The sequence below is a fragment of the Evansella tamaricis genome, assembly GCF_019042215.1.
Classification (GTDB): Bacteria; Bacillota; Bacilli; order Bacillales; family Salisediminibacteriaceae; genus Evansella; species Evansella tamaricis.
The window spans coordinates 1-26,322 of sequence record NZ_JAHQCS010000088.1 but is presented as its reverse complement, the minus strand read 5'-3'; the positions used below and the strand labels follow the sequence as shown (position 1 = coordinate 26,322).

Below are 26,322 nucleotides of genomic sequence, written 5' to 3'. Positions count from 1 at the left end.
TTGTTAGTTCCCTTCTCTGTTCATATCAATTAAGAATTTATATCGGTCTGCACGATAGATAGATTTCACAAACTCAAGGGGTTTTCCATCGGCCAAATAGCTCGTTCGCTCAATTAAGAGGACGGGGGAACCGGAAGGAACATTTAAGTACTCCCTTTCCGATTTTCGAACAATCGAAGCCTCTAGCCCCTGTCTGGCATTGACAATGGAATATCCCAAACTCTCTTCAAAGTATTGATACAAAGAGCCATTAACAACTTCTTCCTTTAGCTCTCCCACTAACTCTGCGGACAAAAACATTGTTTCAAGCGCCATTGGTTCATCATCCGCCAAGCGAATTCGTTTTACCTCATAAACAGGTGCACCTTGCTTTATTTTTAACTTTTCACTTTCCGAAGCGGACGCTTCTTTTTTTAAAAGGTGAAGAAGCTTTGTTCTTGGCTCTAATCCCCGTGATACCATATCCTCTGTGAAGCTTGTTAAGCCCATTAAAGGCTGCTCAATTTTTCGGTTCTCTACAAAGGTCCCTTTTCCTTTTACACGTGATAAATAGCCGTCATTGACTAAATTATTTAATGCCTGTCGAACAGTCATACGACTTATTTCATATTTTTCCGCATATTCCCGTTCTGGAGGAATCATGTCCCCCTTTTTTAATGTACCTTTCTCAATCATGTCCTTTATAAGCTCTTCTAATTGATAATAAATTGGGATGGGAGACCGTTTATTGATCATAGTTGACACACTCCAATTCTTTATATAAACAATCATCTAATTTTTTTATGGAAGCTTGGTCAGCTACGATAGTAAGATTATTATGCAACTTTAGGACAGAGGCAGGGAACAAATTGGTGATACTACCTTCTACAAGTTGTTGCAAAGCATCCGCCTTCTTTTCCCCAGAAGATAACAATACGATTTCCTTACTCTGCATAATCGTTTTAATTCCCATCGTAATGGCGTGAGTAGGAACCTTTCCCTCTGAAAAAAAACGTTCATTTGCTTTCCGAGTAGATTCCGTTAACTCGACAACATGTGTAGTCTTGTCAAACGGTGTCCCAGGTTCATTGAAGCCAATATGGCCATTCGTTCCTATACCCAATACTTGAAGATCAATTCCACCTAGTTGTTTAATGGTCTCATCATACCAATGACATTCTTGAGCCAAATCCGCTGCTGCTCCATTTGGAACAAACGTATTTTCTAAATCGATATCAATGTGTTGAAAAAATCTATCATTCATATAAAAGCGGTAACTATTTGGATGAGTCGCCTCCAAGCCCACATATTCATCCAAATTTACTGTTGTGATTTGTTTAAAAGAGATATTCTTTTTGCTTGCGCCAGCAATCAACTCTTGATACATTCCAGTGGGAGTACCCCCCGTTGCTAGACCTAACGTCATGTCAGGCTTTTCCAACATTCGTTTGGAGATCATATCAGCTGCGATTCGGCTCATTTCCCCATAGTTCTCCACAACGATCAGCTTCATTCCCAACACTCCCTTCGATATACAACTTTCCCTCTGCAAATCGTCAAGAGTACCTCCATATCACTGTTTACAAGAACGAGGTCAGCGTCCTTCCCAGTTGCAATACTACCTTTTCGATCAAAAATGGAAAGCTGCTTTGCTGGATTGGAAGAGGCCATTTTAACCGCACTCTCCAACGTACATCCAGTAAATTCCATTATATTTTTTACTCCATCATTCATTTTTAAGATACTTCCGGCTAGGGTTCCATCTTCTAGAGTAGCCTGTTTCTCATCCACATCGACTTTTTGACCAGCTAACTGATACTGTCCTTGCCCTAAGCCTTTGGCTCTCATGGCATCCGTTATCAATACAAGTCCATCCTCCCCTTTTACTCGGTAGGATAGATCCACCATTTCAGGTATTATGTGAATACCATCTGGAATAAGCTCCACTAAGATTTCATCGAGGAGCAAAACACTTCCGGCTACACCAGGCTCCCGGTGATGCATCCCTCTCATTCCATTAAAAAGATGTGTTGCGTGGGTAACACCAGTTTCTACCGCTGTTTTTACTTCATCGTAGACAGCATCCGAATGTCCAATGGATGCAACGATACCCCGTTCTTTCATATAGGAAACAAGTTCCTTTCCATCCTCTATTTCTGGGGCTAAGGTGACCAATTTAATACGATGACCTGATGCTTCCTCCCATTGTTTGAACAAGTCAATATTCGGTGGAAGGATATGTTGTTCTGGCTGAGCTCCAGCACGTTTGGAGGAGATAAATGGACCTTCTAAATGGACACCTAGAAGCTCGGCACCTTCTATTTCATCAGAATCCCCCAGTTGGTTTCCATCCTCCGCTACCTGCCTCAAAGCTTTTTCGATCTCCCTGCTATCTTCCGTAATCGTTGTGGCTAGAAAACTGGTCGTCCCTTCTTTCGGAAGTTCCCGTTTCATCACGGTTAATGCAGACGCTGTTCCATCCATCATATCTGCCCCTTGCACACCATGAATGTGGAGATCCATGAACCCCGGAAGAATTGTCTTTCCTTTACAATCTATAAATTCCGTATCATTCTTCTTCTCTTCCCTGATGCTAGGTTGCCCTTCCGCAATTTCGATTATTTTGCCCTCAGCCAACACAAGATAGCCATTAGGTATTATTTCTGTTTCTGTATAAATCCGACCATTATATAAAATACATTTCGCAGCCATATTCATTTCTCCTTTATCAGCTGAATGCTGCTCCAATAAAAGTTCCAACTTTTTTTCTATTTAAACTATATCACTCTAAATTCTAGTTGTCTAGACCAATAGACTTATATATTTATATTTAATCGTAAGAATTTTTATTCCCGAATACGAAGATAAATCCTCTCAAAATATGTATCTGGCTCCACACCAATGTTGTCGAGACATTACCATTGACGAATGATATCCGGGAGAGTATGGTGAAAAAAACGGTATCGTTATTGCTACACAGGTTCTTTTCATTTTTCCAATAAGTAAGAGGGGGTTTGTAAGATGACTAAGTTCGGTGTCATAGGTCTGGGGGACATTGCACAAAAGGCGTATCTTCCGGTATATAGCAGTATGAAGGATGTTGACTTTCATTTTTATACGAGAAATCAGGAGAAGCTTCAAGTACTAGGAGCTCAATATCGATTTGACAATCTCCATTCGGATGTAGAGTCTATACTTAGCAGTGGCATAAAGGGAGCGTTTGTTCACTCCTCTACGGCATCCCACGAAACAATTATCCGCGAATTGTTGAACAGAAACATTCATGTATTTGTGGACAAGCCCATTACTGACGACTACACTTCCACCAAAAAGCTGGTAGACCTTGCAGAACAAAAGTCGCTGATTTTAATGACAGGATTCAATCGAAGATATGCCCCTTCCTATGCCAAATTAAAGGAAGTTTCTCAGCCTAATATGATCGTAGTCCAAAAAAACCGTAAAGGCCTTCCTGGGGAACCACGAACATTTGTTTATGATGACTTTATTCATGTGATCGACACACTAAGATATTTGTTTCCTAACCCAGTTGAAAACCTTGTGGTGAACAGTAAAATGGTGGGCGGCACCTTACACCACGTTGTGATTCAACTCCTCTCCTCCGAGGCAACAGCTATTGGGATCATGAATCGAAATAATGGAACGACGGAAGAGATTGCTGAAGTCATGGGGCCCCTTGAAAAAATAACGGTCCAGAATGTATCCGACGTAACGATTGCTAAGAATAAAGAGGAGACATTTTTACGAGGCAATGATTGGGAACCAACTCTAGTAAAGCGGGGATTTCAAGCAATGGTTCAAGATTTTGTAGACTCCGTTAATACTAGCAGGGAACCAAAGGTGACTGCAAAAGACGGTCTTGAAACACATCGATTATGTGAGGAAGTCTTGCAGAGGATACAGGTGTAAGATCGAGGGCACTGAAGAAGTTGTAAGATACTTTTTCAGTGCCCTCTGTAAGTTCCTTAAGAGGCTGGGACAAACGTGTTGGCAAATGTGAAATCCGAACGACAGGATAGTTGTTGCAATCAATAGCTCCGGAAAAATACTTCGCTATGATTGTGTATCGTTGGGATTTCCAAACAAACAACTTCGTTATGCCCCAGCTTCTATTTATTTTGAACTCCATTGTAATGGGAGAACTGGGATTTTCCTTATTTGTCCCTACACCTCTATTCCCGCGTGTATTCGGCTAATAGTACGGCAATGTTATCAATAATCGAGATTGCATTATTACGAAAGTAATTATTTAATATGATAGAAAAAGTTAATTCTTCTCCATCTAATGTTGTTACATATCCAGATAAGGAGGCTTTCGAAGTCAGACTCCCTGTTTTTCCACGAACATTCCCTTCCGCCGGAGTTCCTCCCATGCGATAACCTAGTGTTCCACCTTCTAGTCGATCTGAAATACCTGCCACCGGAAAGGAGTGATAAAATAAATCATACCAGTCTTCTTCCTTCACATAGTGCAATAGTTTCGTCATTTCTTCAGGAGGAATGGCATTTAAATGGGACATGCCAGATCCATCTCGCAACTGGATCCCATTCATGTTTAAACCAGCATTTCGAAGATACTCTTCCACGACCAAAAGCCCCGCATCCCAGCTCCCTTCATCATAAACCACTTTTCCCATTGTCTTTGTCATGATTTCTCCAATGGAATTGTTACTGAGCTTCATATAGGAATGAAAGATATCTTCTAGGGGAATCGACACATGATTCGCAAGTTCCTTTGATCCCGTTGGGGTAACACCAAGCCTCGCTTCCCCTTCCACCGTAATACCACTTTCCTGGAGCGCATCATAAAAAAGCTGCAGTACGAGCTCCGTTGGTTCCCAAACGGACACCCAAGTTCGCCAAACCGTTGCATTCTGAACAAGGGAACCATTAAAGTGAAGGCGATTGTTTCCGTGCTCCCGATCCCATTCAATATAACTTGTATCACCTGAGGGAACCGTTTCCACATTGTTAATGACCGTAACATAGTCCGTGTCAGGATAAATAGTGATGTCAGCGTCATCTCCAACATTTTTCCCAGGACGCACTTCTACAATAACAGAACCTGCATCAAATTCTCGATTAGGGGAAAAGGATAAGGCCGACACTTGTGCACCGTAGACGTATTTCTCGTTCGCCCAAGAAAGGTCAATGGACAGTCTCACATCATCGAAATATGAATCGTCAGCAATGACATCCCCGCTAATCGTAGTAATTCCTAAATCAGCAATTTCCTCCGCTAACTTTCGATAATCTTCTGGCAGTATCGTTGGATCCCCGGTCCCTTTTAAATAGAGGTCACCATCTAACACATTGCCAATTTGTTCTGACTCCGTATAAACTCCCGTATAGAAAGTATAATCCCTTCCTAATGTATCAAGGGCAGCTGCACCAATTAATATCTTTTGACCGGATGCGGGAACGGCACTCTTATCTCCGTGAAAGGAATATATCTCCTCGCCCGTTTCCGCGCGAATATGTACTGCAGCTAACGCATGTGCTAACGGCTCGTCTTGTAAAAAACGATCGAGCTGTTCTTTTAAGGAATAATCAGTATTAATAGGAAGTTCCACGTGCTGCAAATAATCCTCTTCAACTGGCTCCTCCGTCAGCTTATTTTCTTCTTCAAGCCATTCTTCTTCACTCTCTCCCTCTACAGGAGCAACATCTGTATTTTCCAACTCAACGTCCAAATCGGATGCAACTTCCATACTCTTGGTTGCAACGTAATAGACAGAACTTCCGCTAATAAGAAGTAAGACGAATACAAGCCATAGGGATATTTTTTTTCGAAAAAAAATAGCAATCACCCCCCTCAATGGTTATTGATCTATAATGATAAATTATACGTTATCAGAATTGTATTATGGAAACTAGGCAATGAAGATTTGGACAAAATCATGGAATTTAGATAAGTGCAATCACCTAAGATCACGGGTGCAGGGCAACGTCGCTCGCATGCTGCCACTGAAGTAACCGCTCGTTGCACAGCGAATTCAGTTGTCACTTCGGAAGTGCCCCGCAGCAATTAGGCGATGGAGCTAGACATTGCCCGAATCTCCAAAACTTAGAAGTTTTTATCTTTAATGAGTATCACCTCAGCTCAGAAAATGAAGAATTTAAGTAAAAGCGGAAAATTTCTCCGCTTTTACTTTTATCGTTTCTTATTCAACGCACCCGTTCGTTGAAGTAAATGGTTTCACAAATCATTAGAATGCACTATTTTTATCAAACAACGTTAGTTATCAATTATTTTTAATTGTATTACAGTTTCAATTAAAAGGGGGTCTTCATCACTAGTGGAGATGATTTCAGGTAATAGTGCTTCAACTTTATCGTTTTCTTTTACATCTTCTAGTGTAAGTGTTTCTCCTTCTTTACCTATTATTTTTGAATTAGCAACAGAAAGAACTACTGTATCTCCTGATGTAATATCATGTTCTGTGAAATCACCTCGAATGGTTACATATTGTAAGTTGTATGTGAAAGTTTCTACAACCACCCCTCTTATTGTCTGACCATCATTTTGTGTATTGTTCGTTCCACAACCAGTTATAAACATAATCGTAAATAATACTAAAGTTAATATTCTCCTCACAACAATCCTCCCTGTTTTTTTGGAGCATTACTTATTTAAGTGTTCTCCCCGTTAGAGCACAAGAAGCTAACATTATGTAATTGAATCATTGGCTAAAATTCTATCGTATATCTCATCTGTAATTTTGGATATAGATAGAGTTCCATCCACAATAATATCCGAATTTGGTTTAATCGTCTTTAACATCTCAAGATATCCCCGTCTTCCACGTAAAACATAATTTTTCATATCTGAGAGGATATTTTCAGTAGAACTATTTTTAAAATCCCTAATTAGTCGCCGTGCCATTGCAATATCCAAGGGGGTATCAATATATATTGCTAAATCAATCAAAATACTTGTTTTCGTATGCTTATATCCAAACGGATAATCGAGTAAAATATAATCTAAAGGCTCAGTAAGTGACAATTTAATATTTTGAATTAGTGGGTCTAAATTCCATTCATTATAATTAGCTCCCTTATCAATCCAATCAATAATGTCATATGGACCCTCAAAATCGTAGTCATCAAAAGAAATTACCTTGGAATTGTTTAATTTATCATTCAAGTAATTTGTAATGGTAGTTTTTCCTCCACCTGAGACACTAGCAATAGCAATTACAAGTGGTTTCTTTTCTGTTTTCATAACAATCCTCCCCCATTTTTTTATGTTCTATCGCAAACCTCTCCGATAGCTTAATAGGTCTATTTAATTACTGTTTTAATCAACTCATCAATGGTTCCGATACATTTCTCAACTTGAGATAAATGGTAAAAGGTACTGGTTGTTTCAAAGTTATTTACTTCGTCATTTTGTGAGTATAGATATATTCTTTTTCCTTGTCCAAGTGCAATACCAAATTCAATATGACTCCCTTTACCTGCTGGTAATAAGACAATAATAAAATCTGCTTCCATCACAGCTTTTCTTTCTTGCCTCCCTATTTCTTTTAAATCCTCTATTGTCGAAGCTCTTTCATTTTTTGTCCAATCATATGTTTGAATATAACCTTTATTTATTAACTCGTTACTAACATAACCTACTGTGTCAATATTTTTAAAACTTGATGCGACGTAAAACTTATTCATTATTTTTATCCTCCTTGTTAAGCGAAACTCTCCTTCAGTTTAACACTATTTTCCAGTTTACAAGTATAAGAAAGAGCTACAACATTGCAGCTCTTGGTTTCACTATCGCTACCTGTTTGTTTAAGTTTAATTTCGCAAATGGATGTTGTATTTTCACAATGGGCAATAGTGATTTATTATCCTCATAAGTCGTTCAGAGTTTTCCGTTGAGACACTTTCAGCTAATCTTGCACCAGCAATGACTGGTGCCCATTGAAAAACCTCAGACCTTAAAATTCCGCTCTTTTCACAATAAAGTCGCAAGTACATATCAGCTAATGAAGAGGATACTTGGAAATATAAAAGATATGTCCGATATACATCAGCACGGATGTCCCCTGCACTCGAATCTACCCAATCTATAACTACTACATGGTTATCGGCCTTAATCAGATTAAATAAATGAAAATCTCCATGACAAAGCCTATTTTCGTATGTAAATGAATCCAATTTATTTAACAAAACTGTCTTTTGTTTACTATCTAAATTATTTACACTCTCAATTTGACGGTATAATTTATTATACATTGGTTCGATTTTTTCTGGATTAGCATTAATACTATGGATTTTCATCTGAATTTCGACTGAAATAGTTAAGTAATATTCTGTTCGTTCTTTATCTTCAAACCATAATTCTCCTAAAGTTTCTCCCTCAACATATTCCATTATAATTGCTTGCTCTCCATTTATCTTAGTAACACCTAAAATCTCAGGTACAGGAAGTCCACACGAATATGCATATTTTTGTTTTTTTGCTTCATATATGGATTCCGTATCAGGCAAAAAATCGTTAAAAACTTTTACTATTTTGTTATCGCAATGATAAATTTTTGCAGTATTTCCTTTTGCTATTGGATTTCCTAAATCCATTGGGTTCTCTCCCTACAATTTTTTATTATTCTTAATGCAAGTTTAATAATAAGGTATCTCCTAATTAAAGGAGCCTCCTGTTAACGCCACATGACAAAAGAAACCTTGTTCCACTAATCCACTAAGCTTCGATTGTTGAACAAGAGCAGCAAAAGTTTATTGTACTATCGCTCTCTGTTTTTAGTTAAAAGGTTGAGTGTTTGATTCACTTTATCTAACTTATACGTTTAAAGTTATATTATAGATATCCAATATTAACAGCTATAATAACTACAACAAGAAATAATAGCATTAATAAATTAAATAGTGTTCTTTTGCTGTTATTTTTCCAGTCTTCTTTTATATAAATTAATATATGACTTAGTGCTAATATAGCACCTGCACTTGTAAAAATATGTATACTAAATAAAGTTCCAATGAAAAATAATGCACATCCCAATATAACAATGGTATAGACTAATCCCTCTTTTAGTTTATCTTTTCTTTTTTCCGAATTAAAATTCATTAAGCTCCTCCTTCTGCGTAACTTCCTTTTCAATTGTATAAATAGTAAATCTACCACCACACCGAGCATACTTGAATACGCTACGAGAAGTCTCAACGGACAGGAAGTCCTAATATCGGGCGTGCCACAGGACGTGGCGTTTTGCCCGATGGACGGACAGGACGTCCTAATATCGGGCATGCCACAGGACGTGGCGTTTTGCCCGATGGACGGATCCAGTTTCACTTCAGAGCGAAAATGGCAGGGGAAGAGACAAGTGACAAGTCCTTTTGTGAAATATAACAGCAAAGTTTAACAGATCCTTTGAAAAAGGGAACCGATTCCTAGTTACATAGGATTCCATTCCCTTCTTACGGGTCGAAACCTTCCTCGCTACTTTAAGCTCACATCTTTCATGGCGAGTTGCAAAGTTCCTCGATACTCCACTTGATTGTTGAAGGTTGCAGCAGGGCTTCTCAGGCTCATCACCGTTTCATGACGCAACCCTGTAATAACAGTCTTACAGCCCATTAAGAAAACGGAGTCGATCATTTGTGAGATCATGACGACAGCCTCTTCCTCCATTGGAGCAACACCAGAAAGGTCCAAAATTAACGTTTGGATTGACTTTGATCCAATTTCCGTTAAGATTTTTTCATTGATAATAGTAAGTCGCAAGGAATCCAACTCCCCAATTAACGGAAGGACACATACATCGGTGTGGATAGGTATTATTGGGACGGATAAACTCTCCACTAGTCTTCGTTGCTTTTCTAGTAATTCGTCCTTAAACTTGGAATATGCCATAAAAAAATGCGTGAAAAAGTGATCTATCATGACATTTACTTTTTTTTCCTGAACGAAAAAGGTCTCTCTATCGATTTCTGACGGGGATAATAAATCATAATGGTGGAGAAATACCCACAACGTCCTTCGTATGGCTTGCACCCATTCCAGTTTAAAGGAGAGGGTGAGGGAATGTTTTGCCCAAGCTATCCCTTCGTATTTTGCAAAGTTAATGAGGTCCTCTTCCCTGTCCTCCACAATATACATCACGACTTTATGGGCATTCCCTAGTAAATTAATATTGCCGATTCTATGTATCTCATTAATCTTATCTTTTACATTCGTGGCTTCCTTTAATAACCCCTCTTCAAACTTTTCTTGATTATTAATCAAAAAGTCTTTAATAGAATAATGTTCTTCATAGTTTAAATTCAACGGCCCCACCCCTAGATTTATAAAGTATCCAGCCCTTCTTATGGAAAAACTACTCTAGCTGTTCATCGATTGTATGTGATCGTCACAAATCAAACAATAATTCAATTATTCATAATTGTATGTCAACTGTTTTAAAACGTAAAGGGTTAACACTGTATTCGTAGTGAAAATTCATGGTATCAGAAATCCATTTAACCTAATCACTGACTCCCAAGAAACTCCATTTACAAATAACAGGAAGCAAATGATACAATGCGATTTCGATTTACCGTTTCCTTCACTCCCCTAAGTTGGTTACACACCCTATTTGTTCGATACTTTATGGAAAAAGGTTATATTATTCTAACCGAGGCCACTGAAAAGTGGAAAAGCACCACTTTTTCAGTGGCCTCTTCCAACCTCTTGTCACTTTTCATAAAGGTGTTTTCTTCATAATGTTGAATTAATAATAGCAGAGTTGACGAGTGAGGTGGCAGTCTCATGATTTTTCCTAAAGTCCTTATTGAGGCTTTTGGGGCAACTGGATTACTAAACGAATAGGGGATGGTTGACATGAGTTACGTTGTATTTCTTAGGGGGATTAACTTAGGCAAGAAAAATAAAGTGGATATGAAATCCTTAAAGGCCCTCTTTGAGGAGATGGGCTTTCTAAATGTACGAACTTACATTCAAACAGGAAATGTGATGGTTGATCATATCGCTTATGATGAACAACAATTGGAAACCTTACTCAAACAAACATATGGTTTTGATATTCCTGTTACTTACCGCTCCAAAGGAGAACTGGAAGCCATTCAACACCATGACTTTTTCTCTAAAGAAAATGTTTATATCATGTTTTTGAAAGAACAAATGACAATGGAACAACTGGACCTCCTGGAGACAGTTGTTGAAGATGAATTTACCGTGTTAGATTTTAAAACCATTCTCATCAATCTTTCAAAAAATTATCATCAAACGAAATATACGAATACCTTTTTTGAAAAGAAACTGCAACTAGTCTCTACCGCTCGAAATCGTAATACCGTCAATAAGATTTTGATGAAAATGTGACGCAGTATCATATTAAGTGTCAAATAGTACTATTTTTTTCCTGTATGGGAACTCATCCACCAATACCCATTTCCTCCAGACCGATGGGGCGTCGATATTATACCTTTGGATAATACCCCCATCCATCTTCGATTGCTATACTTATTAGGAAATAATTTGAATTTGCTAGAATCGGGGATGATGAGATGAAATATGTGATTACTTTATTTTTCTTGGCGGTACTGAGTGGAGTAATGGTCGGCTGCAATGGAGAAGATGCAACGCAAGGGGATCCGGAGGAAGGAGCTCCAGAAACAGAAACTAGTGAGCACGCTGAATCTGGTGATGATTCTGAAAGTGATGCTGGAAATGATAGCAGTGGTGATTCAGATACCAATTCTGATGATGTTGCCGATACGTTGCCAGATAACTTTCCATTGGACATTCCATTTCCTGATGGGGCATATGTTACAGACTCGTTTAACTTCGACGGAATCGCAACCATTCACTTAGAAGTGGAGGCTCCTGAGAGTTTTTACGAGGAAGCCGGAGATCTCTACTTTCATTTCTTAGCAGGAGAATACGAACTTGTAGAAGAAGTTCCGGAAGTTGCCCATTCCCATATTGAATATCGTGCAGAAAATAGCGACGGATCTACCGCGAAGGCAATGGTTTATTGGCTGGAGGAAGACGGAGTCGTCCAAATTGTTGTCTCTGTGTTTGACTAATAGTATCAAGTATCGTGATCCCAGTTCATAAACACTTTACTGAACTGGGATATTTTTAGTACTATAAGAGAAAACCTTATAAGGGATGATGTATCATAACTAAACATAAGATTTATACGATGAGTGTCGCAAGTGTCTATCCCCATTATGTTGCAAAGGCGGAGAGAAAAGGACGTTCGAAAACAGAAGTGGATGAAATCATACGTTGGTTGACAGGGTATAGCCAAGGAGAACTAGAAAGACAACTGGAAAAACAGACAGACTTTGAAACCTTCTTTTCGGAATCTCCTCAACTGAATCCTTCGAGGGCTTTGATCAAAGGAGTGGTCTGTGGTGTCCGTGTAGAAAATATCGAAGAACCAACGATGCGGGAAATTCGTTATTTGGACAAGCTAATTGATGAATTAGCAAAGGGAAAAGCACTAGAGAAGATTTTGCGGAAATAATTATAATGAAGAAACACCGATTTCGTTTAAAAAAATCGGTGTTTTTTGAACCCACAAGATTAGTGCCTTCCACCTGCTCTATGCTACTTTACCTAGTCGGAGGGGACAGGCACTTGATTACACCCCTACACAAATCCTATATCTTCCCTATAAAGTTCAACTCTTCAACTTGGGTGGAATCCGTTTCTCCGTCCAAAATTTTCCTTATATCTTCCAGTGTTTCTCGTAGATGAACGGCTTCCCCTTTTGTACCAGTAAACGCCTCTGCCACATAAAACGGTTGAGTTAAATAGGCTTCTAGCCTTTCACCACGGCGATACGTATCCACCTCCGCAGCAGGTAGCTTCTCCATACCACTGATAGTAACTAACGAACGAAGTTCTCGATACCTTCGAAGGAGTTTTTGCGCACGCTGCTGGACAACGATATGATTTTGCTCTAAATGAGCCCCTTCTAAGATTGAGGATGTGGAGTAAATAGGATTCACAGCTGGGTACTTCTGCCTTGCAGCTAAGTCTGCATCAAACTGCCAAAGTGTTTCCAATGGACCATAAGGAAGATCCTCATCCACCGCTTCTCCCTTTAAATCCACTAGAAAAGTAGTTAAAGTAACACCAACATGACTTAATCGATCTTGAAGTTGGTGAATATCCCCTGTCAAGACATTGGATCGATCAGCTGCAAATGCAATTTCCTTTTCTTTTCCTAACACGACTAATTGTTCATAAGCTTCCTCAACTGAATTCACTTGCACATCCACTTCCCCGAAGACATCCTTTATCTCTGGGTGGTCTCCAGCTGGTACCAGCAAAACAGTCGTAAACCCTTTCTGCTTTAAACGGTGAAACAACTCTGCTAAAACTACCAATTGTCCCATACCATACCTCGCCACTAAACCAACTGTCCCTCCCTTTGTTAAAGGAGCAAAGGCATCAAGTGTCTTAATTCCCGTTTCAATCATTTCCATCTTCTCCCCTCTAATAATTAAATCATCCAAGCTACATTCTGCTAATGTGGCGAGAGCCACTAATGTTCTTACTTCCGCTCGGCCAATTGGAATTTTTCCTGTACATAAATTCGAAACAGTTGCCGGACGCAAACCTACAGAACGAGCCGCTGACGTTAAATTTGAAACTTTTCGCCTCAATAAAGGAACATTTAACTGAATGTTTTCCAAACTTTCCATTTTTTTCACCTCCGATTACTTTATATAGTAAAATACATTACGTTCAAAAGCAACACTTAATTACGCTAAATAGTAATTTTTTTATTTTATGGAGTAATTTATTGAAGTGCCCTTCAAACTTTGGTGCAAAAACCGAGAGAAAGTTTGTGAACTCTTTTACTCTAGCGAGTAATCATAAAAGGGAGTTAGTTCAAAAAGGTAACACTATATATTTTTTAAAATCGTAAAAAAAAGAGAACAATAAATACGACTTTCATTTCAAGGAGGAGACGTTGTGGACGAGCAAATGAGTTACGGGAGTGATTATAAAACCATTCCAGCCACTTCTATTGGTAGTGGTGTAGGCATTGAGGTATTACCAGATCTTTTCAGTTACACCGTACAGATAGTGAATATTCATTTAATTGGTATTCCGAAAACAAACGAATTCGTATTAGTTGATGCTGGGATGCCTAATTCCGCAGAGGAAATTATCTCGGTTATTGCTGAACGATTTGGGGCAAACAGTCGCCCAAAGGCAATTATTTTAACACACGGTCACTTTGACCATGTGGGAGCCATAATTGAACTAGTAGAACATTGGAAAATACCTGTGTATGCCCACGAGCTGGAAATGCCATTTTTAGTGGGACATAAAAGCTATCCAGAGCCAGATTCTACTGTTGAAGGGGGTATGGTTGCTAAAATATCACCAATGTTTCCAAATGAACCAATTAACTTAGGCAACAACGTGAAACCACTACCTTCTGATGGATCTGTACCTACTATGCCAGGGTTTAAATGGATTCACACTCCTGGACATTCACCTGGTCACGTATCTTTATTTAGGGAAAAAGATAGGGTATTAATTGTAGGAGATGCCTTTGTTACTGTTAAACAAGAATACCTCTATAAGGTATTAACGCAAGAACTGGAAATTAGTGGTCCACCAAGATACTTAACCACAGATTGGGAGTCTGCCAAGGAATCTGTCATTAAGTTAGCAACACTAAAACCGACTGTCGCAGTTACTGGACATGGAAAACCTATGTCTGGGGATTTACTAACAAGGAGTTTAGAAAAATTAGTTGAAGATTTTGATGAAATTGCTAAGCCTGATTATGGAGAGTATGTAAACTAAGCAATCTTATATCAAAGAAATAAGTTTTGAGAATTATATCAAACTTTAAACCAGAACTCCCACTATGGTTACGACTGGACAATATTGTGGGAGTTTTTTGTTATAGTAATTTGTAGACGTTAAGAAAAGTGCAAGGGCGTCCGAAGGTAATGGAAAAACTTACTCTATTTAGAAGTAAGAGATTTACTCCAGAAGAAACATTTGACTTTATTACTCAGTTTATTTTAGAAACCGAAGATATCTTAGGGAATGATATTATTGGAAAATCGTATATTGAAGAATTCGGAAAATATAAAGGTATCTCTAGAGTAATAATAAAAAAATTTAGGGTTTATTACAAGTTGATTGACAAGGAAGTTGTTTTTTTAGCCGTCGTATTCCCAGGTGAAAATTAAAATATAACTTACGATGACCATACAATTAAATTTTGGTGGTCTTTTCTTAATTATTGATATCAATGTAATGAAAGGAGACAGGCAGCACAGTATGTGCTGACCCCTTGTCCCATTACTGATAAATAATAAGCCCCGGTTTCGGATTGAGTTCCAGAACTTCCTCTGGCGTCATTAGGGGATCATCATAGTGGACCCCTGGTATATCAGAATAGTAATACCATAGTTTAAAGCCTTTGTATGGTATATTCGTTGCCTTGGAATTAGTCGCATGGGTCGCTATCTTTCCAGAAGGAGGACCCCACCCTGATGTATTATGGACGAGTAACACCGGATCATAATCAACGGATGCCGCTTCAATATCAGGTACCATTTTTTCAACAAATTGATGGAAAACAAATTGTCGCACACCTGGAATATCATTGGAAATCATATAGTCACGCATCGTTTCTTGAATTTGATTTATTTCTTCTCCAGATAAATGTCCTATCTCATTCATTGGATTATTTGTACGCCATTCTGGATCAAGAGCTAAATGAACATTGGGATATTTCAGAAATGGCAAGATTTCATTCAGGGCATCAATAGGATGATATTTTCCCATTTGATGGTCTAGATAGATTAAAACACCATTCTTATAGGCTTCCTCAATGTAGGACATCATTTGGTCGAAGTTTAATACGCCAATTTCACCACCTGGCTGCACTGTTCCATAAATAAGGTAGATTGCTGGGATAACACCTAAATCACCATTAACGGAATCGTATTTTTCAGATGTCTTCTCTAACAGAGGAATAAGCTCTTGAACAGAGTGTCTTCCTACAATTCCCATTAATCTAGAATTTGGGTGTCCGTAATAAGCAACAATCGTATTATCTTCAAAAAGGGTTGGAGATGTAAAGTAATCATTCAGTTCCTCATCTTCAAAAAGGTTTGGATCTGATAAAAATTCTCTAGAATCCCTAACTGTATAATGAGTTAAAATCCAACCCTCAATGGTATTATCTCCACTGCCAACTTGAATATTTAACCAATCGTCTTCTCCATCTTTCACTTCTTCCAAAACTTTTACTTGTTTTCCTTTAGTGATAATCCCAAGAGATGTACCGTTGGCATCTCTGTATTCTCTAATATTCAACCTGTTTACATTAACATAAGCTACATTTTCCTGAACTTTATTATCTTCTTCGTTTTCCTCAACTTCACTTGTTTCTTCTGTTTCTTCTGTTTCTTCTGTTTCTTCTGTTTCTTCAGACTTTTCTTCTTCTGTTGATTCTTCTTGTTCTTCTACTCCATTTTCGTTCGTTTCTTCTTGATCATTAGGATCACTAACTTCAGCTGGAGATGTTGATTCATTACTACACCCTACTAAACTAATAGTAAAAACTAGAAATAATGCTAAAATGTATTGTAATGCTTTTTTTGACATTCGGACACCCCTTTTTAATTATCTAATATCATCCCAAAAACATCTTTCCAGTTAGTGAGCACCCCTCCATCCTGAATTCTATATAAAAATAGTATTATATAGACAAACTAAATACAATTAGTAGTTTCTTCCTTAGTACAATTAATTCTTAGTGAAGTATGGGGACGGTTCGAGACCAGTAAAAAAGTACGAAAAACTTTTTCACTGACTTTCATTTGATAGACAATGGCTTCGGTCATTGTTTTCACGGCATCACTGCTCTCGACGGTACGGGAGCTTTCTAAATGGGCTGGCTGGAGAATAGTTCCTGTCCCCCAATGTGTCTAACTATACCGTAGGGAGGCTCAGTCACCTTAGTTCTTCATTTATGTCGATCGGGTCATTTGCACAAACATTTTTTTACTAATCGCATATGGTATAGGAGAAAGGGCTTCTATGTCCTTTAGTTTGTTTTAATTGGAGGTGTTCGGATTATGACACACGCACACGGTGGTTTTGCAGGAGGCTTCGCGTTTATACTAGTAATTTTCATCTTACTAGTTATTATCGGAGCTGTAGTAGTTGGAGGTACTGGATACGGATATTAATAGAAGATAAACCCTATAAAGGAACCAACTGTTCCTTTGATAGGGTTTGTTTTTGTTTGTTGAGAGTGCTAGGCACTGTTCCGTAAAGTCTGTTCGAAGGTTAGAACTCCCCCCTATATTTCATCCTCCACTACTTTGAATTCATGTGTCCACACCTTCATTTGCGGTTTCCACGGCATCCCTGGATGAATGGATAGGATCGCATTCTTATATTCTTCCACACTCCCATAGCCCTCTTGGACTGCAATCTCATCCGTTAGTTCACCTAAAGTCTGCCTATATACACGCTCTACTTTAAAGCACTTACCTTCCAGAACCATTATTTCTCCCAGATCTGCATATCTGCCATTTCTTCTCGTTGCTGTCTTCGTTCCTGCAAGAACTTTCTTAATATCTTCCGGTTTTGTTATCATTCTGTCTATTTCACATGTCTTTGGCGGTAAAACTTCTTCTCTACTCACAAACTCATCCCCTTCTTCTCTTCTCCATTTATATTACACCAATTGACATGAAACACACTAATATCGTTATAATAAGAAAAGCGCAAGCGCCTTTGGTCACGGGCGTAGGGCAGTGGAGGAATGACAACTAGAAGTCCGATCTTTGACTTCGGTTGTCACTTCCGAAGTGCCCCGCAGCGATTAAGAAGCAACTGAAAAAGTTAAAAACCACTTTTTCAGTTCCTTTTATTTGTATGGCAATGGCTGCGCTCGTCGCTCGCCTGATAGGAGAAAACCAACTCCTATCAAGCTTTTAAAGATTGCGACGGCTACGCTCATTGCTTTGGGACTGTAAAAGTGGAAAAGCACCACTTTTTCAGTTCCCATGCGAGTAGGCGATGGAGCTAGACAATGCCCGAAGGTGCAAAAATTTTCTTACCTTTGAACAAATTGAATTAAACTTCTATCACGAATTCTAAAATCACCTAAGCACTAGGTGTTTCCATCCCCTTCCTGCTCTGCTACTTTTTCTCGCTCTAAAAATTCTACAACAACCTTGATTTAAATTATATACTAATCTTCCTATAAGAAGTACACAACGGTAAGCAAATTACAGCAAAAAAAAGTGACTCCTTTATGATATTATTATTGTTTTAAGAGTCAAATGTAATGATTAAAATAACTAGCTATATTATATAAGGCTTGCAACTCATATTTTTGAGGTTGAGGTAAGCATGATTGCACGTAATGTATAAAGATATTCTTCTTCTACACAAGTAAAATCAGTTGTTTCTTTTATGATTTGTGTACAATAAAATTGCGTCTCTCAAAAATTCGGTCATTCCTGGCCCCTTTTCATAATATTTCTTAAACCGCTCATCATTTACATACATATGAGCAAGACCAGCATGAGCGTCCTTGTTATACTCCTTCCAATAATACATTAGCCAATTCTTATGCAACTCCGCCGTTTTTTGTGCAATATCGCTCCCAGGATCTCCCGTTTTAAATGCTTCTTCCAGAGTTTCCAGGACTTCATTTGCAAGATGACTAACCTCGTCATACTCTTCTTTCGTCATATTATTAAGTTTTTCATTTGACTGGTTTACTACATCATCACCATATTTTTCACGAATCTCTTTCCCGTATTTCTCCTCGTTGTCACTAATCCACTGCTGTTTAAAACCTTCAAATTTCTCTTTATCTGTCATTATAATTCTCCCTTCCATTGAATCAATCGTTTTTTCTACATTGGAAATCAACACATCTAACTGCTTCCTTTTCCCAAGAAGATGTTCCCGGTGATCCTTCAGAGCTTGCGTTTCATCATATAAAGGGGAGGTAATGAATTCTTTGATCCTTTCAAGACTTACTCCTAATTCTTTATAAAACAAGATTTGCTGTAACCGATCCACTTCTGCTTGACTATAAATTCGATATCCTGACGAGTTAATTCTTGCTGGCTTAAGAATATGGATTTCATCATAATATCGAAGTGTTCTCGTACTCACTCTTGCAAGCTGCGCAAGTTTCTGTATGGTGTATTCCATGAACTCACCTCCTGAGACTATGAGACGACTGAAAAAGTAAAAAACCACTTTTTCAGTGCACTCTGATACTATTACTCTACACCTTAACGTACACGTGAAGGTCAACAACTTTTTTCAAAAAAAATAAAAATTCGAAACTATTCGCGGTGGAAAAACGTAAGCAAATATGGGAATAGTTGTTAAGAAAAGGAGGAATAAAATGACTGTTTTAGATGTGAAAAACTTAAAAAAATCATTTGGTACCATTCATGCGGTTCAAGATATTAGCTTTTCCGTGAAAGCTGGTGAGGTATTTACTATTATCGGACCGAATGGGGCAGGAAAAACCACAACCTTAGAAATGATTGAAGGCTTAGTTCCACCCGATGTTGGAGAAATCCGTTTTGGTGAATTCAACTGGGATAAACATGCAAAAACGATTAAACAGAAGATTGGTGTACAGCCTCAATCTAGTGCCATGTTTGACTTATTAACTCCAGAAGAAAACTTGAACCTGTTCGCTACCTTTTACGATAAAGCCCGTCCAACAGAAGAAATCCTAAAATTAATTAACCTTACGGACCATCGTAATAATCATGTGAAAAAGCTCTCTGGAGGTCAACGGCAAAGGCTTGCCATTGGACTAGCCATGATTAGTGACCCTGAAATCATTTTTTTAGATGAACCCACAACGGGACTGGATCCACAAGCTCGTCGCAACATTTGGGACATCATCTTACAACTAAAGAAACTAGGTAAAACCACAATCTTAACGACACATTATATGGAGGAAGCCGAAAAATTAAGCGATAGAGTTTGTATCGTGGATCAAGGCCGAATCGTCACATTGGATACCCCTTCAGCACTTATTGAAAAATTAACAGAAGAAAGGGAAGTACGCCTTTCCTTTATTAATGGAGCTGAGGCTGCGGAAGAGGCGAATCTCTACTCTAATAATCTTTCATCCGTTACTCGAACGGAACGTGAAGAAGCGTCCTTAATACTATGGTCCACCGATCCGGAGAATACATTATATAACTTATTTGGATATACAAAGGAAAAAAATTATCAGGTGGAGCAAGTCTCTATTCGTGAAATGAGCTTAGAAGATGTTTTCATTGCGTTTACTGGGAAGGAATGGAGGGATTAGGTTGAAGCATTTCAAACAATTTAAACAAATGTTTGCTGCTCAATTAAAATTAACTTTTCGTGAAAAACAAGCTTGGTTTTGGGGAATCTTTTTCCCTGTTATTTTAATGTCTATTTTTATGGTAATCTTTAGCGGCAGTTCTGACAATGAGTTTTCTGCAAAAGTGGCCATTGTCAATGAAAATCCGAATCCCACATCAGAAATGCTGTTACAGCAACTCACTTCAATTCCCGTTTTAGAAATAGAATCTGGTGACACGGTAAGTCGTGAGAAAGCTGATGAACTAGTAAAGGACCAGGAAGTTCATGCCGCGATTGTCTTGCCTGAATCAGCAGATGATACTTCCATTTTCTTTATCGTGAATAAAGAAAACGAACAAGGGGTTACAACACAAGCCTTGTCAGGAATGCTAAATAACTTTGTCCAGCAGGCAAATCTTTATGCTGTAGGTGCAGTCCCTACCTATGAATTACATTTCGAATCCATAACCTCCAGTAGTAATCAACTGAGTTATACTGACTTTCTTCTCACTGGTATGATTGCGTTAGCGATTGCTCAAGGTGGAATGTTCGGGATGGTTGATTTAGTAGAAATGCGAAGGAAAGGATTAATAAAACGGTTACGCATGACTCCTGCCAATATGAATATTTTTGGTTTAAGCGATATGATTATGCGGTTGTTATTTAGTGTCATTCAAATTATCTTATTAACGATCATTGGCGTCTTCCTCTTTGGAGCAAATGTATACATCAATTTTCCTAGCTTACTCGTTGTTTTCTTACTGGGAGCCTTATCGTTTAACGCTTTAGGATACTTTTTTTCCTCCTTTAGTAAGACTTCTGAAGCCTATATGGGAGTGGCCAATATTGCCAGCTTCCTCATGATGTTTTTGAGTGGAATATTCTTTCCCATTGAGACGATGCCTGAGTGGATCCAGCCACTATCGAATATCCTTCCACTTACTTATTTTGTGGAGGGTTTAAGGGAGAGTATGGTTTATTCCACTAGCATCTTTTCAACTGGCATTTGGATAGCTATTGGGATCATGCTCCTTTGGGGAGCAGTTGCCTTTATCATTGGATCATGGCTTTATAAGCGAAAATCCATTGTAGCGACGAGATAATTCTATTGTGAAAAAAATTATGTTCCTTGTATAATCCCTTTTGCACCCCAAAGTAGATAAGTAAGACTAAAAGTGCTTGGATGTTTACTGCCCTTCCAAGCGCTTTTTCCCGTTTTTCTGTTCAAATTTACTTATTAAGCGCTATCGCCTCACGAATCATCGATGTATACAAATCAGGATTAATAGCAAATGTTACTAAAGTGAGTAACCATACTTTGGTTGTTCGGGCTTAATATTTAATAGTTCCACCCACTTTTTCCCCGATGAGCTCGTGAAGGATTTCGGGCAGAAGTTGCCTCGAGTTGTGCCCGAACAGGGAGCTCGTGAAGGGTTTCGGGCAGAAGTTGCCTCCACTTGTTCCCGAACGATGAGCTCGTGAAGGGTTTCGGGCAGAAGTTGCCTCGAGTTGTGCCCGAACAGGGAGCTCGTGAAGGGTTTCGGGCAGAAGTTGCCTCCACTTGTTCCCGAACGAGGAGCACGTGAAGGGTTTCGGGCAGAAGATGCCTCTACTTGTTCCCGAACGGGGAGCACGTGAAGGATTTCGGGTAGAAGTTGATTCAACTTGATCCCAAAGGAGGAGCTCGTGACGGATTTCGGGCAGAAGATGGCTCAACTTGTTCCCGAAGGAGGAGCTCGTGCCGGATTTCGGGCAGAAGTTGCCTCGAGTTGTGCCCGAACAGGAAGCTCGTGAAGGATTTCGGGCAGAAGTTGCCTCCACTTGTTCCCGAACAGGGAGCTCGTGAAGGGTTTCGGGCAGAAGTTGCCTCCACTTGTTCCCGAACGAGGAGCTCGTGAAGGGTTTCGGGCAGAAGTTGCCTCTACTTGTTCCCGAACGGGGAGCAAGTGAAGGATTTCGGGTAGAAGTTGATTCAACTTCTTCCCGAACGAGGAGCTCGTGAAGGATTTCGGGCAGAAGTTGGCTCTACTTGTTCCCGAACGAGGCTGAGGCCGCGGCAAAGAAGACACTGTGAGTAGGACCGAAGGGGTTAGGAACAGATGTCGCACTTGTGCCTGAGGTGAAAGCGCCCGCCTGGAGTGTATCCAAGCAATAATTTTGCTTTAAAAACAACAATCCATACGAAAAGAGCCTTTTAAATAAAAACGGAAAACACCCATAGTAAAAATTTCAGTTGATCAAATATTTTAGGAAGGTGTAGCGAAGACATATATTAATGTGGACAACTAAAACAACACAAGTAAGAGTGATAACCCTAAATAAAGGCAAAGAGGAGAATAGTATTTAGTATCATACTTAGCAAATATAGAATGTTTAATTCTTTTAAAAAAACCGAGATATTTAAAGTCACCCACTGCTCTTAAAAAGAAGACACAGGTAAATAGGATACAAAATGTTTTAGTCAGTATAGTGGGTTTTAAAAAAGGAATGGCATCAAATTGCACTAATAACATAAATCCAACGAATAATAACCCTAACGCAACAATGAGAGTTTCAATGATTTTAGGAGTGAACAATAAATCACCCTCTACTTTTTCAGGTACAGAAGCAATAAACCCCCTTTTTCCTCCAAATAACCAGTAAAAATGAATGAAACTGATTAATGTTAGAATCCCTACCGATGAATATACTAAAAATGACATTTTTACCTCACTCCTTTTTAAACATTTTCCGCCATCACCTTTTTTTTCCTGTCCAGTTAAACCGGCTGTATGGACGTCTTCCATTTTCTTGTGAACGTTCGCACTAAAATATTACGCCGCCCTTCGCCTTACTGGATGAAAGATCGATCCTTGAAAAATTTTATTATAACGGACAAGTAAAAAGCAAATTGAAATGCGAAGTTGGCACCATAATCATAATAAAGTCTATTCTTGCAAATAATAATAATAATCTTTTCAGCTGGAGGGCTTTGATGATACGCAAGAAATGGAATAAATACCCATATATAGTATTGTTCATCATTCATTTTATTCTACTTCTATTCACATTCACAAAAGCTAACAATAGGAAATCTCTTGTTGTTTTATTATTTTCTAACATGGGAATAGCGTATCTTTTTGAATATATCGTTTTGTCATTTTTGCATTTATATCGATACAAACCAGAATTTTTCCGAAAAAATTTTTTAGACGAAATTTCCGGAGCTATTTTATCCCAAGCGGTTTACGTCCCCTTTACCGCTCTATTTATTACTGCATTTAAGCTTAATTGGATTGTAAAGTTAGGGTTTGCTGTTTATTTCATGCTCATCCAGAAACTCTTTATTAAAATGGGGATTTTTAAAGAACGTGGGTGGAAAACAAGGTATACCTTAATACTAATTTATCTCTATTTTCATATTAGTGATCAGTGGCTTCGTTTCTTAGAAAAAGGGAACTCATTCATTCAAAAATTAACCCTTTATAACATGGTCCAGTTTACGTGTATTAACTTATTAGTAGCTTTAGAAATGATGCACAAATTAACATTTGGAAGAGGATACTATCACTCCTTGATGGAACAACACAAAATGGAAACATCGTATGCAAGTCTAATGTCCGTGTTAAAAACGTGGGTTACTTATATTGGTAATATTAAGGCGAAAGCTTTGGTAGTTGTTGGAAAAATCGTAGTGGATTACATTTTGAAAAAGAGCAGACTGATAAAAATAAAGTCCCTTATACCAATCACAATAGTTGATATTCTAGTCATATCTTTAGCGCCATTGTACAAAAAATGGATTGGGGATGCAGCGTTATATAGTGATTCAACAAATAAATAATCAGGTATGACAACAGATGGATCGGCTTGCGGGATTAACAGAGCTGAATGTCCTTTATGGAATCATTCTTTTTAGTCGATCCATCTCTATGAAAGTTTGATTGAACATCTTGAACGCCGTAAGCCCATCTCATCTTTACTATTATTTCAGTCCCACCACCTTTCCTAAATGTAGATAATATACCTTTTTTCATGAGATATTTTCCTCATTTCTCTTAAGATGGAATAGCAATATTATAACTGAAAAGTCAGTTTACGAGATTTGGTGGCTTAATCACAAGTGTAGAAACAATGCTTTCTTTCCTTTCTAGAAAGTGAAGAAATTTAAATAAGTATTGAAACTTTAAAAATGGTTAATTCGTTTTATATAATAGGAAAACGGATATTTTGGAGGGATTTTAAAATGGTTTTACTTGGTATAATTCTAATAATTATAGGTGTTACAATGATTATTAAACCATCCATTATCTGGTTAATAACAGAGAGTTGGAAATCAAATGACGGCACGGAACCTTCCAATTTCTACAATTGGTCAACACGTTTTGGCGGTATTTTGATGACTCTCGCAGGAATTGGAGGAGTTATAGTTACTTATCTTTAAAGGAGTTGTATAGTTAACAGGAGCGTCCGTGGAACAATTAGTTTCTACCGTTGTGTCGCTATCGGGGAGATTCTTAATAAGAGTTAATTATTATTGGGGGCTTATTTAAATGAAATATTTCTTGAAGTTAAATGTTGTAAGTATTCTATACGCTCTTATGGTTTTTGTTCCTCTTGAACTTATGTTAAACGTGTATAGAATTAGCCGACTAACTAAATGGGAAATTGGTACGGTAAATATTTTAACTGGCGTAGTACTAATTGTAGAAATTATAGGTGGTACAATACTACTCTTTTTTTTAACAAAAAAATGGTTAGGTGGGCGAAAGGCAAACTTTTGGACAGTAACCCTTTGGGCACCTTATTTTATTCTTTTTATTTATGTATTCTCAGCCTTATTTCCGATAACTTATGGTGGAGATGCCCCCAATCCTGTTACTGGTTTGTTAGCAATCGGGGGATTGATAGTCTATCCGTTTTATATACTACTTCTCAATTTCATCAGCATGACAAGTGATGATAAACAATTAAAACTGTCTAGATAAAAAAAGATTATTCCTAATTATATTTAAAAGTATAGGATGGTGTTCAACAAGGCGAATATATTAAGAACTTCCAAGGAAATCCAATTTCCTTATAAGAATCAACATTAACCGCTAACATTACCTAAAAATAAGTTGATGTCTACCCTTGATATTAGGGTTGCGCAAGAATAGAAAAAACCGGCAGTTAAAAACTGCCGGTCCTCCTCTATACAGGGAGGTGATGTCTTAGTATTTAATTCTATTGTAACCATAACAGAACGGATGCGCCGTTCGTCAGATTCGTTTAAATAACTTAACATCATCATCATGCTCGTCGTAAATTTCTCCAACAAGCTCCTCGAGAATATCTTCCAATGTAATCAGGCCGCTCGTTCCGCCATATTCATCAATTACAATAGCCATATCCGTTTTTTCCTTCTGCAACTGAGGCAGCAGAACGTTAATTTTCATCGATTCCACTACAAAAATTGGGTTTCTCAACAGAGATTTGATATTAATTTCGCCCCGTATATATGCAGTAAGAAAGTCACGTTCAGATAAAATCCCAATTATATTATCAATATTCCCCTTATATATTGGGATGCGGGAAAAGCGCTCTTGAAAAAATGCTTCCTTTATATGTTCAGGATCATCATCAATACCAAGAGCAATCATGCTAGTTCTAGGCTTAAAAACTTCAGCAACAATTATATCATTGAAATCAAAGGAGCGGTGTACGAGCTCTTTTTCATTTTCGTCTATAACACCTTCCTCTTCACTTATATCCACCATCATCTTTAACTCTTCTTCCGTCACAGACGGGCTGGAATCATTTTTCTGAATAAGCGAAGAAACATCATTTCTTAACTGAAGAAAAATCCAGTTTACCGGCTAAATTACTTTTATTAAAGGCTATGTTAAAGGCTAATGTTGATTTTTTAAAAGGATGATTTTTAGCGAAATTCACGACTACTGTCTCTTCCTCTGCGAGCAAATGCTCCGAGGCGTATCCGTCGAGACAAATCGACGTATTTGCAG

29 protein-coding genes and 1 pseudogene are annotated in these 26,322 nt (G+C 38.2%); 13 read left to right on the top strand and 17 right to left on the bottom strand.

The window, feature by feature from the left end:
• Positions 1 to 3: 3 nt before the first annotated feature.
• From KS419_RS09005 to nagA, 3 genes are read right to left on the bottom strand one after another with little or no spacing between them, the layout of a single operon-like run.
• Entirely contained in the window at positions 4 to 735 is a 732-nt protein-coding gene (locus KS419_RS09005) for a GntR family transcriptional regulator (protein ID WP_217065960.1), read from the bottom strand.
• Positions 725 to 1,492 (bottom strand): glucosamine-6-phosphate deaminase, encoded by a 768-nt coding sequence (gene nagB, locus KS419_RS09000; RefSeq protein WP_217065959.1) that lies wholly within the window; start codon positions 1,490 to 1,492, stop codon positions 725 to 727. Before nagB ends, KS419_RS09005 begins: the two co-directional genes overlap by 11 nt.
• Complete coding sequence (nagA, locus tag KS419_RS08995; protein ID WP_217066089.1) at positions 1,489 to 2,697, bottom strand: N-acetylglucosamine-6-phosphate deacetylase; 1,209 nt, start codon at positions 2,695 to 2,697, stop codon at positions 1,489 to 1,491. The genes nagB and nagA overlap by 4 nt, the downstream gene beginning before the upstream one ends.
• A gap of 303 nt (positions 2,698 to 3,000) precedes the next feature.
• Here nagA and KS419_RS08990 point away from each other — a divergent pair, with 303 nt between their 5' ends.
• Complete coding sequence (locus KS419_RS08990; RefSeq protein WP_217065958.1) at positions 3,001 to 3,906, top strand: Gfo/Idh/MocA family protein; 906 nt, start codon at positions 3,001 to 3,003, stop codon at positions 3,904 to 3,906.
• 263 nt (positions 3,907 to 4,169) lie between these two features.
• Here KS419_RS08990 and dacB read toward each other — a convergent pair whose 3' ends face one another.
• From dacB to KS419_RS08960, 6 genes are all read right to left on the bottom strand, one after another.
• Positions 4,170 to 5,807, bottom strand: coding sequence for a D-alanyl-D-alanine carboxypeptidase/D-alanyl-D-alanine endopeptidase (gene dacB / locus KS419_RS08985; RefSeq protein ID WP_217065957.1), 1,638 nt, complete (start codon positions 5,805 to 5,807; stop codon positions 4,170 to 4,172).
• 428 nt (positions 5,808 to 6,235) lie between these two features.
• The gene (locus KS419_RS08980) at positions 6,236 to 6,595 is read right to left on the bottom strand and encodes a hypothetical protein (protein ID WP_217065956.1); all 360 of its coding nucleotides are present in this window, start codon (positions 6,593 to 6,595) and stop codon (positions 6,236 to 6,238) included.
• A 72-nt stretch (positions 6,596 to 6,667) separates the two neighbouring features.
• Positions 6,668 to 7,222, bottom strand: a complete 555-nt coding sequence (locus KS419_RS08975; RefSeq protein WP_217065955.1) for a nucleoside/nucleotide kinase family protein — start codon at positions 7,220 to 7,222, stop codon at positions 6,668 to 6,670.
• Between the two features lie 59 nt (positions 7,223 to 7,281).
• Positions 7,282 to 7,665 (bottom strand): group-specific protein, encoded by a 384-nt coding sequence (locus tag KS419_RS08970; protein ID WP_217065953.1) that lies wholly within the window; start codon positions 7,663 to 7,665, stop codon positions 7,282 to 7,284.
• Between the two features lie 153 nt (positions 7,666 to 7,818).
• Positions 7,819 to 8,574, bottom strand: coding sequence for a phosphotransferase family protein (locus tag KS419_RS08965; RefSeq protein WP_217065952.1), 756 nt, complete (start codon positions 8,572 to 8,574; stop codon positions 7,819 to 7,821).
• 238 nt (positions 8,575 to 8,812) lie between these two features.
• Positions 8,813 to 9,079 (bottom strand): hypothetical protein, encoded by a 267-nt coding sequence (locus KS419_RS08960; RefSeq protein ID WP_217065951.1) that lies wholly within the window; start codon positions 9,077 to 9,079, stop codon positions 8,813 to 8,815.
• A 141-nt stretch (positions 9,080 to 9,220) separates the two neighbouring features.
• On the opposite strand from KS419_RS08960, the gene KS419_RS08955 reads away from it, so the two are divergent.
• On the top strand, positions 9,221 to 9,361 hold the full coding sequence (locus KS419_RS08955) for a hypothetical protein (RefSeq protein ID WP_217065949.1): 141 nt from the start codon (positions 9,221 to 9,223) through the stop codon (positions 9,359 to 9,361).
• Positions 9,362 to 9,451: 90 nt separating this feature from the next.
• On the opposite strand, the gene KS419_RS08950 is transcribed toward KS419_RS08955, so the two are convergent.
• A complete protein-coding gene (locus tag KS419_RS08950; protein WP_217065947.1) occupies positions 9,452 to 10,279 on the bottom strand; it encodes an STAS domain-containing protein in 828 nt (275 codons plus the stop codon).
• A 552-nt stretch (positions 10,280 to 10,831) separates the two neighbouring features.
• On the opposite strand from KS419_RS08950, the gene KS419_RS08945 reads away from it, so the two are divergent.
• From KS419_RS08945 to KS419_RS08935, 3 genes are all read left to right on the top strand, one after another.
• Positions 10,832 to 11,332, top strand: coding sequence for a DUF1697 domain-containing protein (locus tag KS419_RS08945; protein ID WP_217065945.1), 501 nt, complete (start codon positions 10,832 to 10,834; stop codon positions 11,330 to 11,332).
• A 185-nt stretch (positions 11,333 to 11,517) separates the two neighbouring features.
• Positions 11,518 to 12,039 carry a hypothetical protein gene (locus KS419_RS08940; RefSeq protein WP_217065944.1) on the top strand — a complete coding sequence of 174 codons (522 nt, stop codon included), beginning with the start codon at positions 11,518 to 11,520 and terminating at the stop codon, positions 12,037 to 12,039.
• 95 nt (positions 12,040 to 12,134) lie between these two features.
• Positions 12,135 to 12,485 (top strand): DUF2200 domain-containing protein, encoded by a 351-nt coding sequence (locus tag KS419_RS08935; protein ID WP_217066086.1) that lies wholly within the window; start codon positions 12,135 to 12,137, stop codon positions 12,483 to 12,485.
• A 136-nt stretch (positions 12,486 to 12,621) separates the two neighbouring features.
• On the opposite strand, the gene KS419_RS08930 is transcribed toward KS419_RS08935, so the two are convergent.
• Positions 12,622 to 13,662, bottom strand: coding sequence for an ATP synthase beta subunit C-terminal domain-containing protein (locus tag KS419_RS08930; protein ID WP_217066084.1), 1,041 nt, complete (start codon positions 13,660 to 13,662; stop codon positions 12,622 to 12,624).
• Positions 13,663 to 13,945: 283 nt separating this feature from the next.
• Here KS419_RS08930 and KS419_RS08925 point away from each other — a divergent pair, with 283 nt between their 5' ends.
• Both KS419_RS08925 and KS419_RS08920 read left to right on the top strand, forming a co-directional pair.
• Positions 13,946 to 14,791: an MBL fold metallo-hydrolase gene (locus KS419_RS08925; protein ID WP_217065943.1), complete on the top strand. Its 846-nt coding sequence runs from the start codon at positions 13,946 to 13,948 to the stop codon at positions 14,789 to 14,791.
• Between the two features lie 149 nt (positions 14,792 to 14,940).
• Positions 14,941 to 15,186: a hypothetical protein gene (locus tag KS419_RS08920; protein ID WP_217065942.1), complete on the top strand. Its 246-nt coding sequence runs from the start codon at positions 14,941 to 14,943 to the stop codon at positions 15,184 to 15,186.
• Positions 15,187 to 15,298: 112 nt separating this feature from the next.
• Here KS419_RS08920 and KS419_RS08915 read toward each other — a convergent pair whose 3' ends face one another.
• A complete protein-coding gene (locus KS419_RS08915; RefSeq protein ID WP_217065941.1) occupies positions 15,299 to 16,612 on the bottom strand; it encodes an SH3 domain-containing protein in 1,314 nt (437 codons plus the stop codon).
• Between the two features lie 473 nt (positions 16,613 to 17,085).
• Between KS419_RS08915 and KS419_RS08910 the strand changes: the two genes are divergently transcribed.
• Positions 17,086 to 17,199, top strand: coding sequence for a YjcZ family sporulation protein (locus KS419_RS08910; RefSeq protein ID WP_217065940.1), 114 nt, complete (start codon positions 17,086 to 17,088; stop codon positions 17,197 to 17,199).
• A 113-nt stretch (positions 17,200 to 17,312) separates the two neighbouring features.
• Here the strand turns inward: KS419_RS08910 and KS419_RS08905 are convergent, their stop codons facing one another.
• On the bottom strand, positions 17,313 to 17,612 hold the full coding sequence (locus KS419_RS08905) for an ASCH domain-containing protein (protein ID WP_217066082.1): 300 nt from the start codon (positions 17,610 to 17,612) through the stop codon (positions 17,313 to 17,315).
• An 809-nt stretch (positions 17,613 to 18,421) separates the two neighbouring features.
• Positions 18,422 to 19,189 carry a MerR family transcriptional regulator gene (locus KS419_RS08900; protein ID WP_217065939.1) on the bottom strand — a complete coding sequence of 256 codons (768 nt, stop codon included), beginning with the start codon at positions 19,187 to 19,189 and terminating at the stop codon, positions 18,422 to 18,424.
• A gap of 199 nt (positions 19,190 to 19,388) precedes the next feature.
• On the opposite strand from KS419_RS08900, the gene KS419_RS08895 reads away from it, so the two are divergent.
• Positions 19,389 to 20,318: an ABC transporter ATP-binding protein gene (locus KS419_RS08895; protein ID WP_217065938.1), complete on the top strand. Its 930-nt coding sequence runs from the start codon at positions 19,389 to 19,391 to the stop codon at positions 20,316 to 20,318.
• 1 nt (position 20,319) lies between these two features.
• A complete protein-coding gene (locus KS419_RS08890; protein WP_246593743.1) occupies positions 20,320 to 21,441 on the top strand; it encodes an ABC transporter permease in 1,122 nt (373 codons plus the stop codon).
• Between the two features lie 1,182 nt (positions 21,442 to 22,623).
• On the opposite strand, the gene KS419_RS08885 is transcribed toward KS419_RS08890, so the two are convergent.
• Positions 22,624 to 23,040 (bottom strand): DUF3995 domain-containing protein, encoded by a 417-nt coding sequence (locus KS419_RS08885; protein WP_217065936.1) that lies wholly within the window; start codon positions 23,038 to 23,040, stop codon positions 22,624 to 22,626.
• A 272-nt stretch (positions 23,041 to 23,312) separates the two neighbouring features.
• Here KS419_RS08885 and KS419_RS08880 point away from each other — a divergent pair, with 272 nt between their 5' ends.
• The 3 genes from KS419_RS08880 to KS419_RS08870 all read left to right on the top strand — a co-directional run bounded on the left by KS419_RS08880 (position 23,313) and on the right by KS419_RS08870 (position 25,305).
• Positions 23,313 to 24,161, top strand: a complete 849-nt coding sequence (locus KS419_RS08880) for a hypothetical protein (protein WP_217065934.1) — start codon at positions 23,313 to 23,315, stop codon at positions 24,159 to 24,161.
• 402 nt (positions 24,162 to 24,563) lie between these two features.
• Positions 24,564 to 24,761: a DUF6199 family natural product biosynthesis protein gene (locus KS419_RS08875; protein ID WP_217065933.1), complete on the top strand. Its 198-nt coding sequence runs from the start codon at positions 24,564 to 24,566 to the stop codon at positions 24,759 to 24,761.
• A 109-nt stretch (positions 24,762 to 24,870) separates the two neighbouring features.
• The gene (locus KS419_RS08870) at positions 24,871 to 25,305 is read left to right on the top strand and encodes a hypothetical protein (RefSeq protein ID WP_217065932.1); all 435 of its coding nucleotides are present in this window, start codon (positions 24,871 to 24,873) and stop codon (positions 25,303 to 25,305) included.
• Positions 25,306 to 25,581: 276 nt separating this feature from the next.
• On the opposite strand, the pseudogene KS419_RS08865 reads toward KS419_RS08870, so the two are convergent.
• Positions 25,582 to 26,175: pseudogene (locus KS419_RS08865) on the bottom strand (hemolysin family protein); the annotation flags it as partial.
• Positions 26,141 to 26,322, bottom strand: a 182-nt coding sequence (locus KS419_RS08860; protein ID WP_217066095.1) for a hypothetical protein, incomplete at its 5' end; no start/stop codon positions are given. The pseudogene KS419_RS08865 and the gene KS419_RS08860, both read right to left, overlap by 35 nt.

Coding starts and splice junctions, on each gene's coding strand:
- KS419_RS08920 (WP_217065942.1), top strand. CDS start 14,941: ATGGAAAAACTTACTCTATTTAGAAGTAAGAGATTTACTCCAGAAGAA.
- KS419_RS08895 (WP_217065938.1), top strand. CDS start 19,389: ATGACTGTTTTAGATGTGAAAAACTTAAAAAAATCATTTGGTACCATT.
- KS419_RS08915 (WP_217065941.1), bottom strand. CDS start 16,612: ATGTCAAAAAAAGCATTACAATACATTTTAGCATTATTTCTAGTTTTT.
- KS419_RS08940 (WP_217065944.1), top strand. CDS start 11,518: ATGAAATATGTGATTACTTTATTTTTCTTGGCGGTACTGAGTGGAGTA.
- KS419_RS08880 (WP_217065934.1), top strand. CDS start 23,313: ATGATACGCAAGAAATGGAATAAATACCCATATATAGTATTGTTCATC.
- nagB (WP_217065959.1), bottom strand. CDS start 1,492: ATGAAGCTGATCGTTGTGGAGAACTATGGGGAAATGAGCCGAATCGCA.
- KS419_RS08945 (WP_217065945.1), top strand. CDS start 10,832: ATGAGTTACGTTGTATTTCTTAGGGGGATTAACTTAGGCAAGAAAAAT.
- KS419_RS09005 (WP_217065960.1), bottom strand. CDS start 735: ATGATCAATAAACGGTCTCCCATCCCAATTTATTATCAATTAGAAGAG.
- KS419_RS08900 (WP_217065939.1), bottom strand. CDS start 19,189: ATGGAATACACCATACAGAAACTTGCGCAGCTTGCAAGAGTGAGTACG.
- KS419_RS08990 (WP_217065958.1), top strand. CDS start 3,001: ATGACTAAGTTCGGTGTCATAGGTCTGGGGGACATTGCACAAAAGGCG.
- nagA (WP_217066089.1), bottom strand. CDS start 2,697: ATGAATATGGCTGCGAAATGTATTTTATATAATGGTCGGATTTATACA.
- KS419_RS08905 (WP_217066082.1), bottom strand. CDS start 17,612: ATGATAACAAAACCGGAAGATATTAAGAAAGTTCTTGCAGGAACGAAG.
- KS419_RS08870 (WP_217065932.1), top strand. CDS start 24,871: ATGAAATATTTCTTGAAGTTAAATGTTGTAAGTATTCTATACGCTCTT.
- KS419_RS08910 (WP_217065940.1), top strand. CDS start 17,086: ATGACACACGCACACGGTGGTTTTGCAGGAGGCTTCGCGTTTATACTA.
- KS419_RS08975 (WP_217065955.1), bottom strand. CDS start 7,222: ATGAAAACAGAAAAGAAACCACTTGTAATTGCTATTGCTAGTGTCTCA.
- KS419_RS08970 (WP_217065953.1), bottom strand. CDS start 7,665: ATGAATAAGTTTTACGTCGCATCAAGTTTTAAAAATATTGACACAGTA.
- KS419_RS08885 (WP_217065936.1), bottom strand. CDS start 23,040: ATGTCATTTTTAGTATATTCATCGGTAGGGATTCTAACATTAATCAGT.
- KS419_RS08875 (WP_217065933.1), top strand. CDS start 24,564: ATGGTTTTACTTGGTATAATTCTAATAATTATAGGTGTTACAATGATT.
- KS419_RS08965 (WP_217065952.1), bottom strand. CDS start 8,574: ATGGATTTAGGAAATCCAATAGCAAAAGGAAATACTGCAAAAATTTAT.
- KS419_RS08960 (WP_217065951.1), bottom strand. CDS start 9,079: ATGAATTTTAATTCGGAAAAAAGAAAAGATAAACTAAAAGAGGGATTA.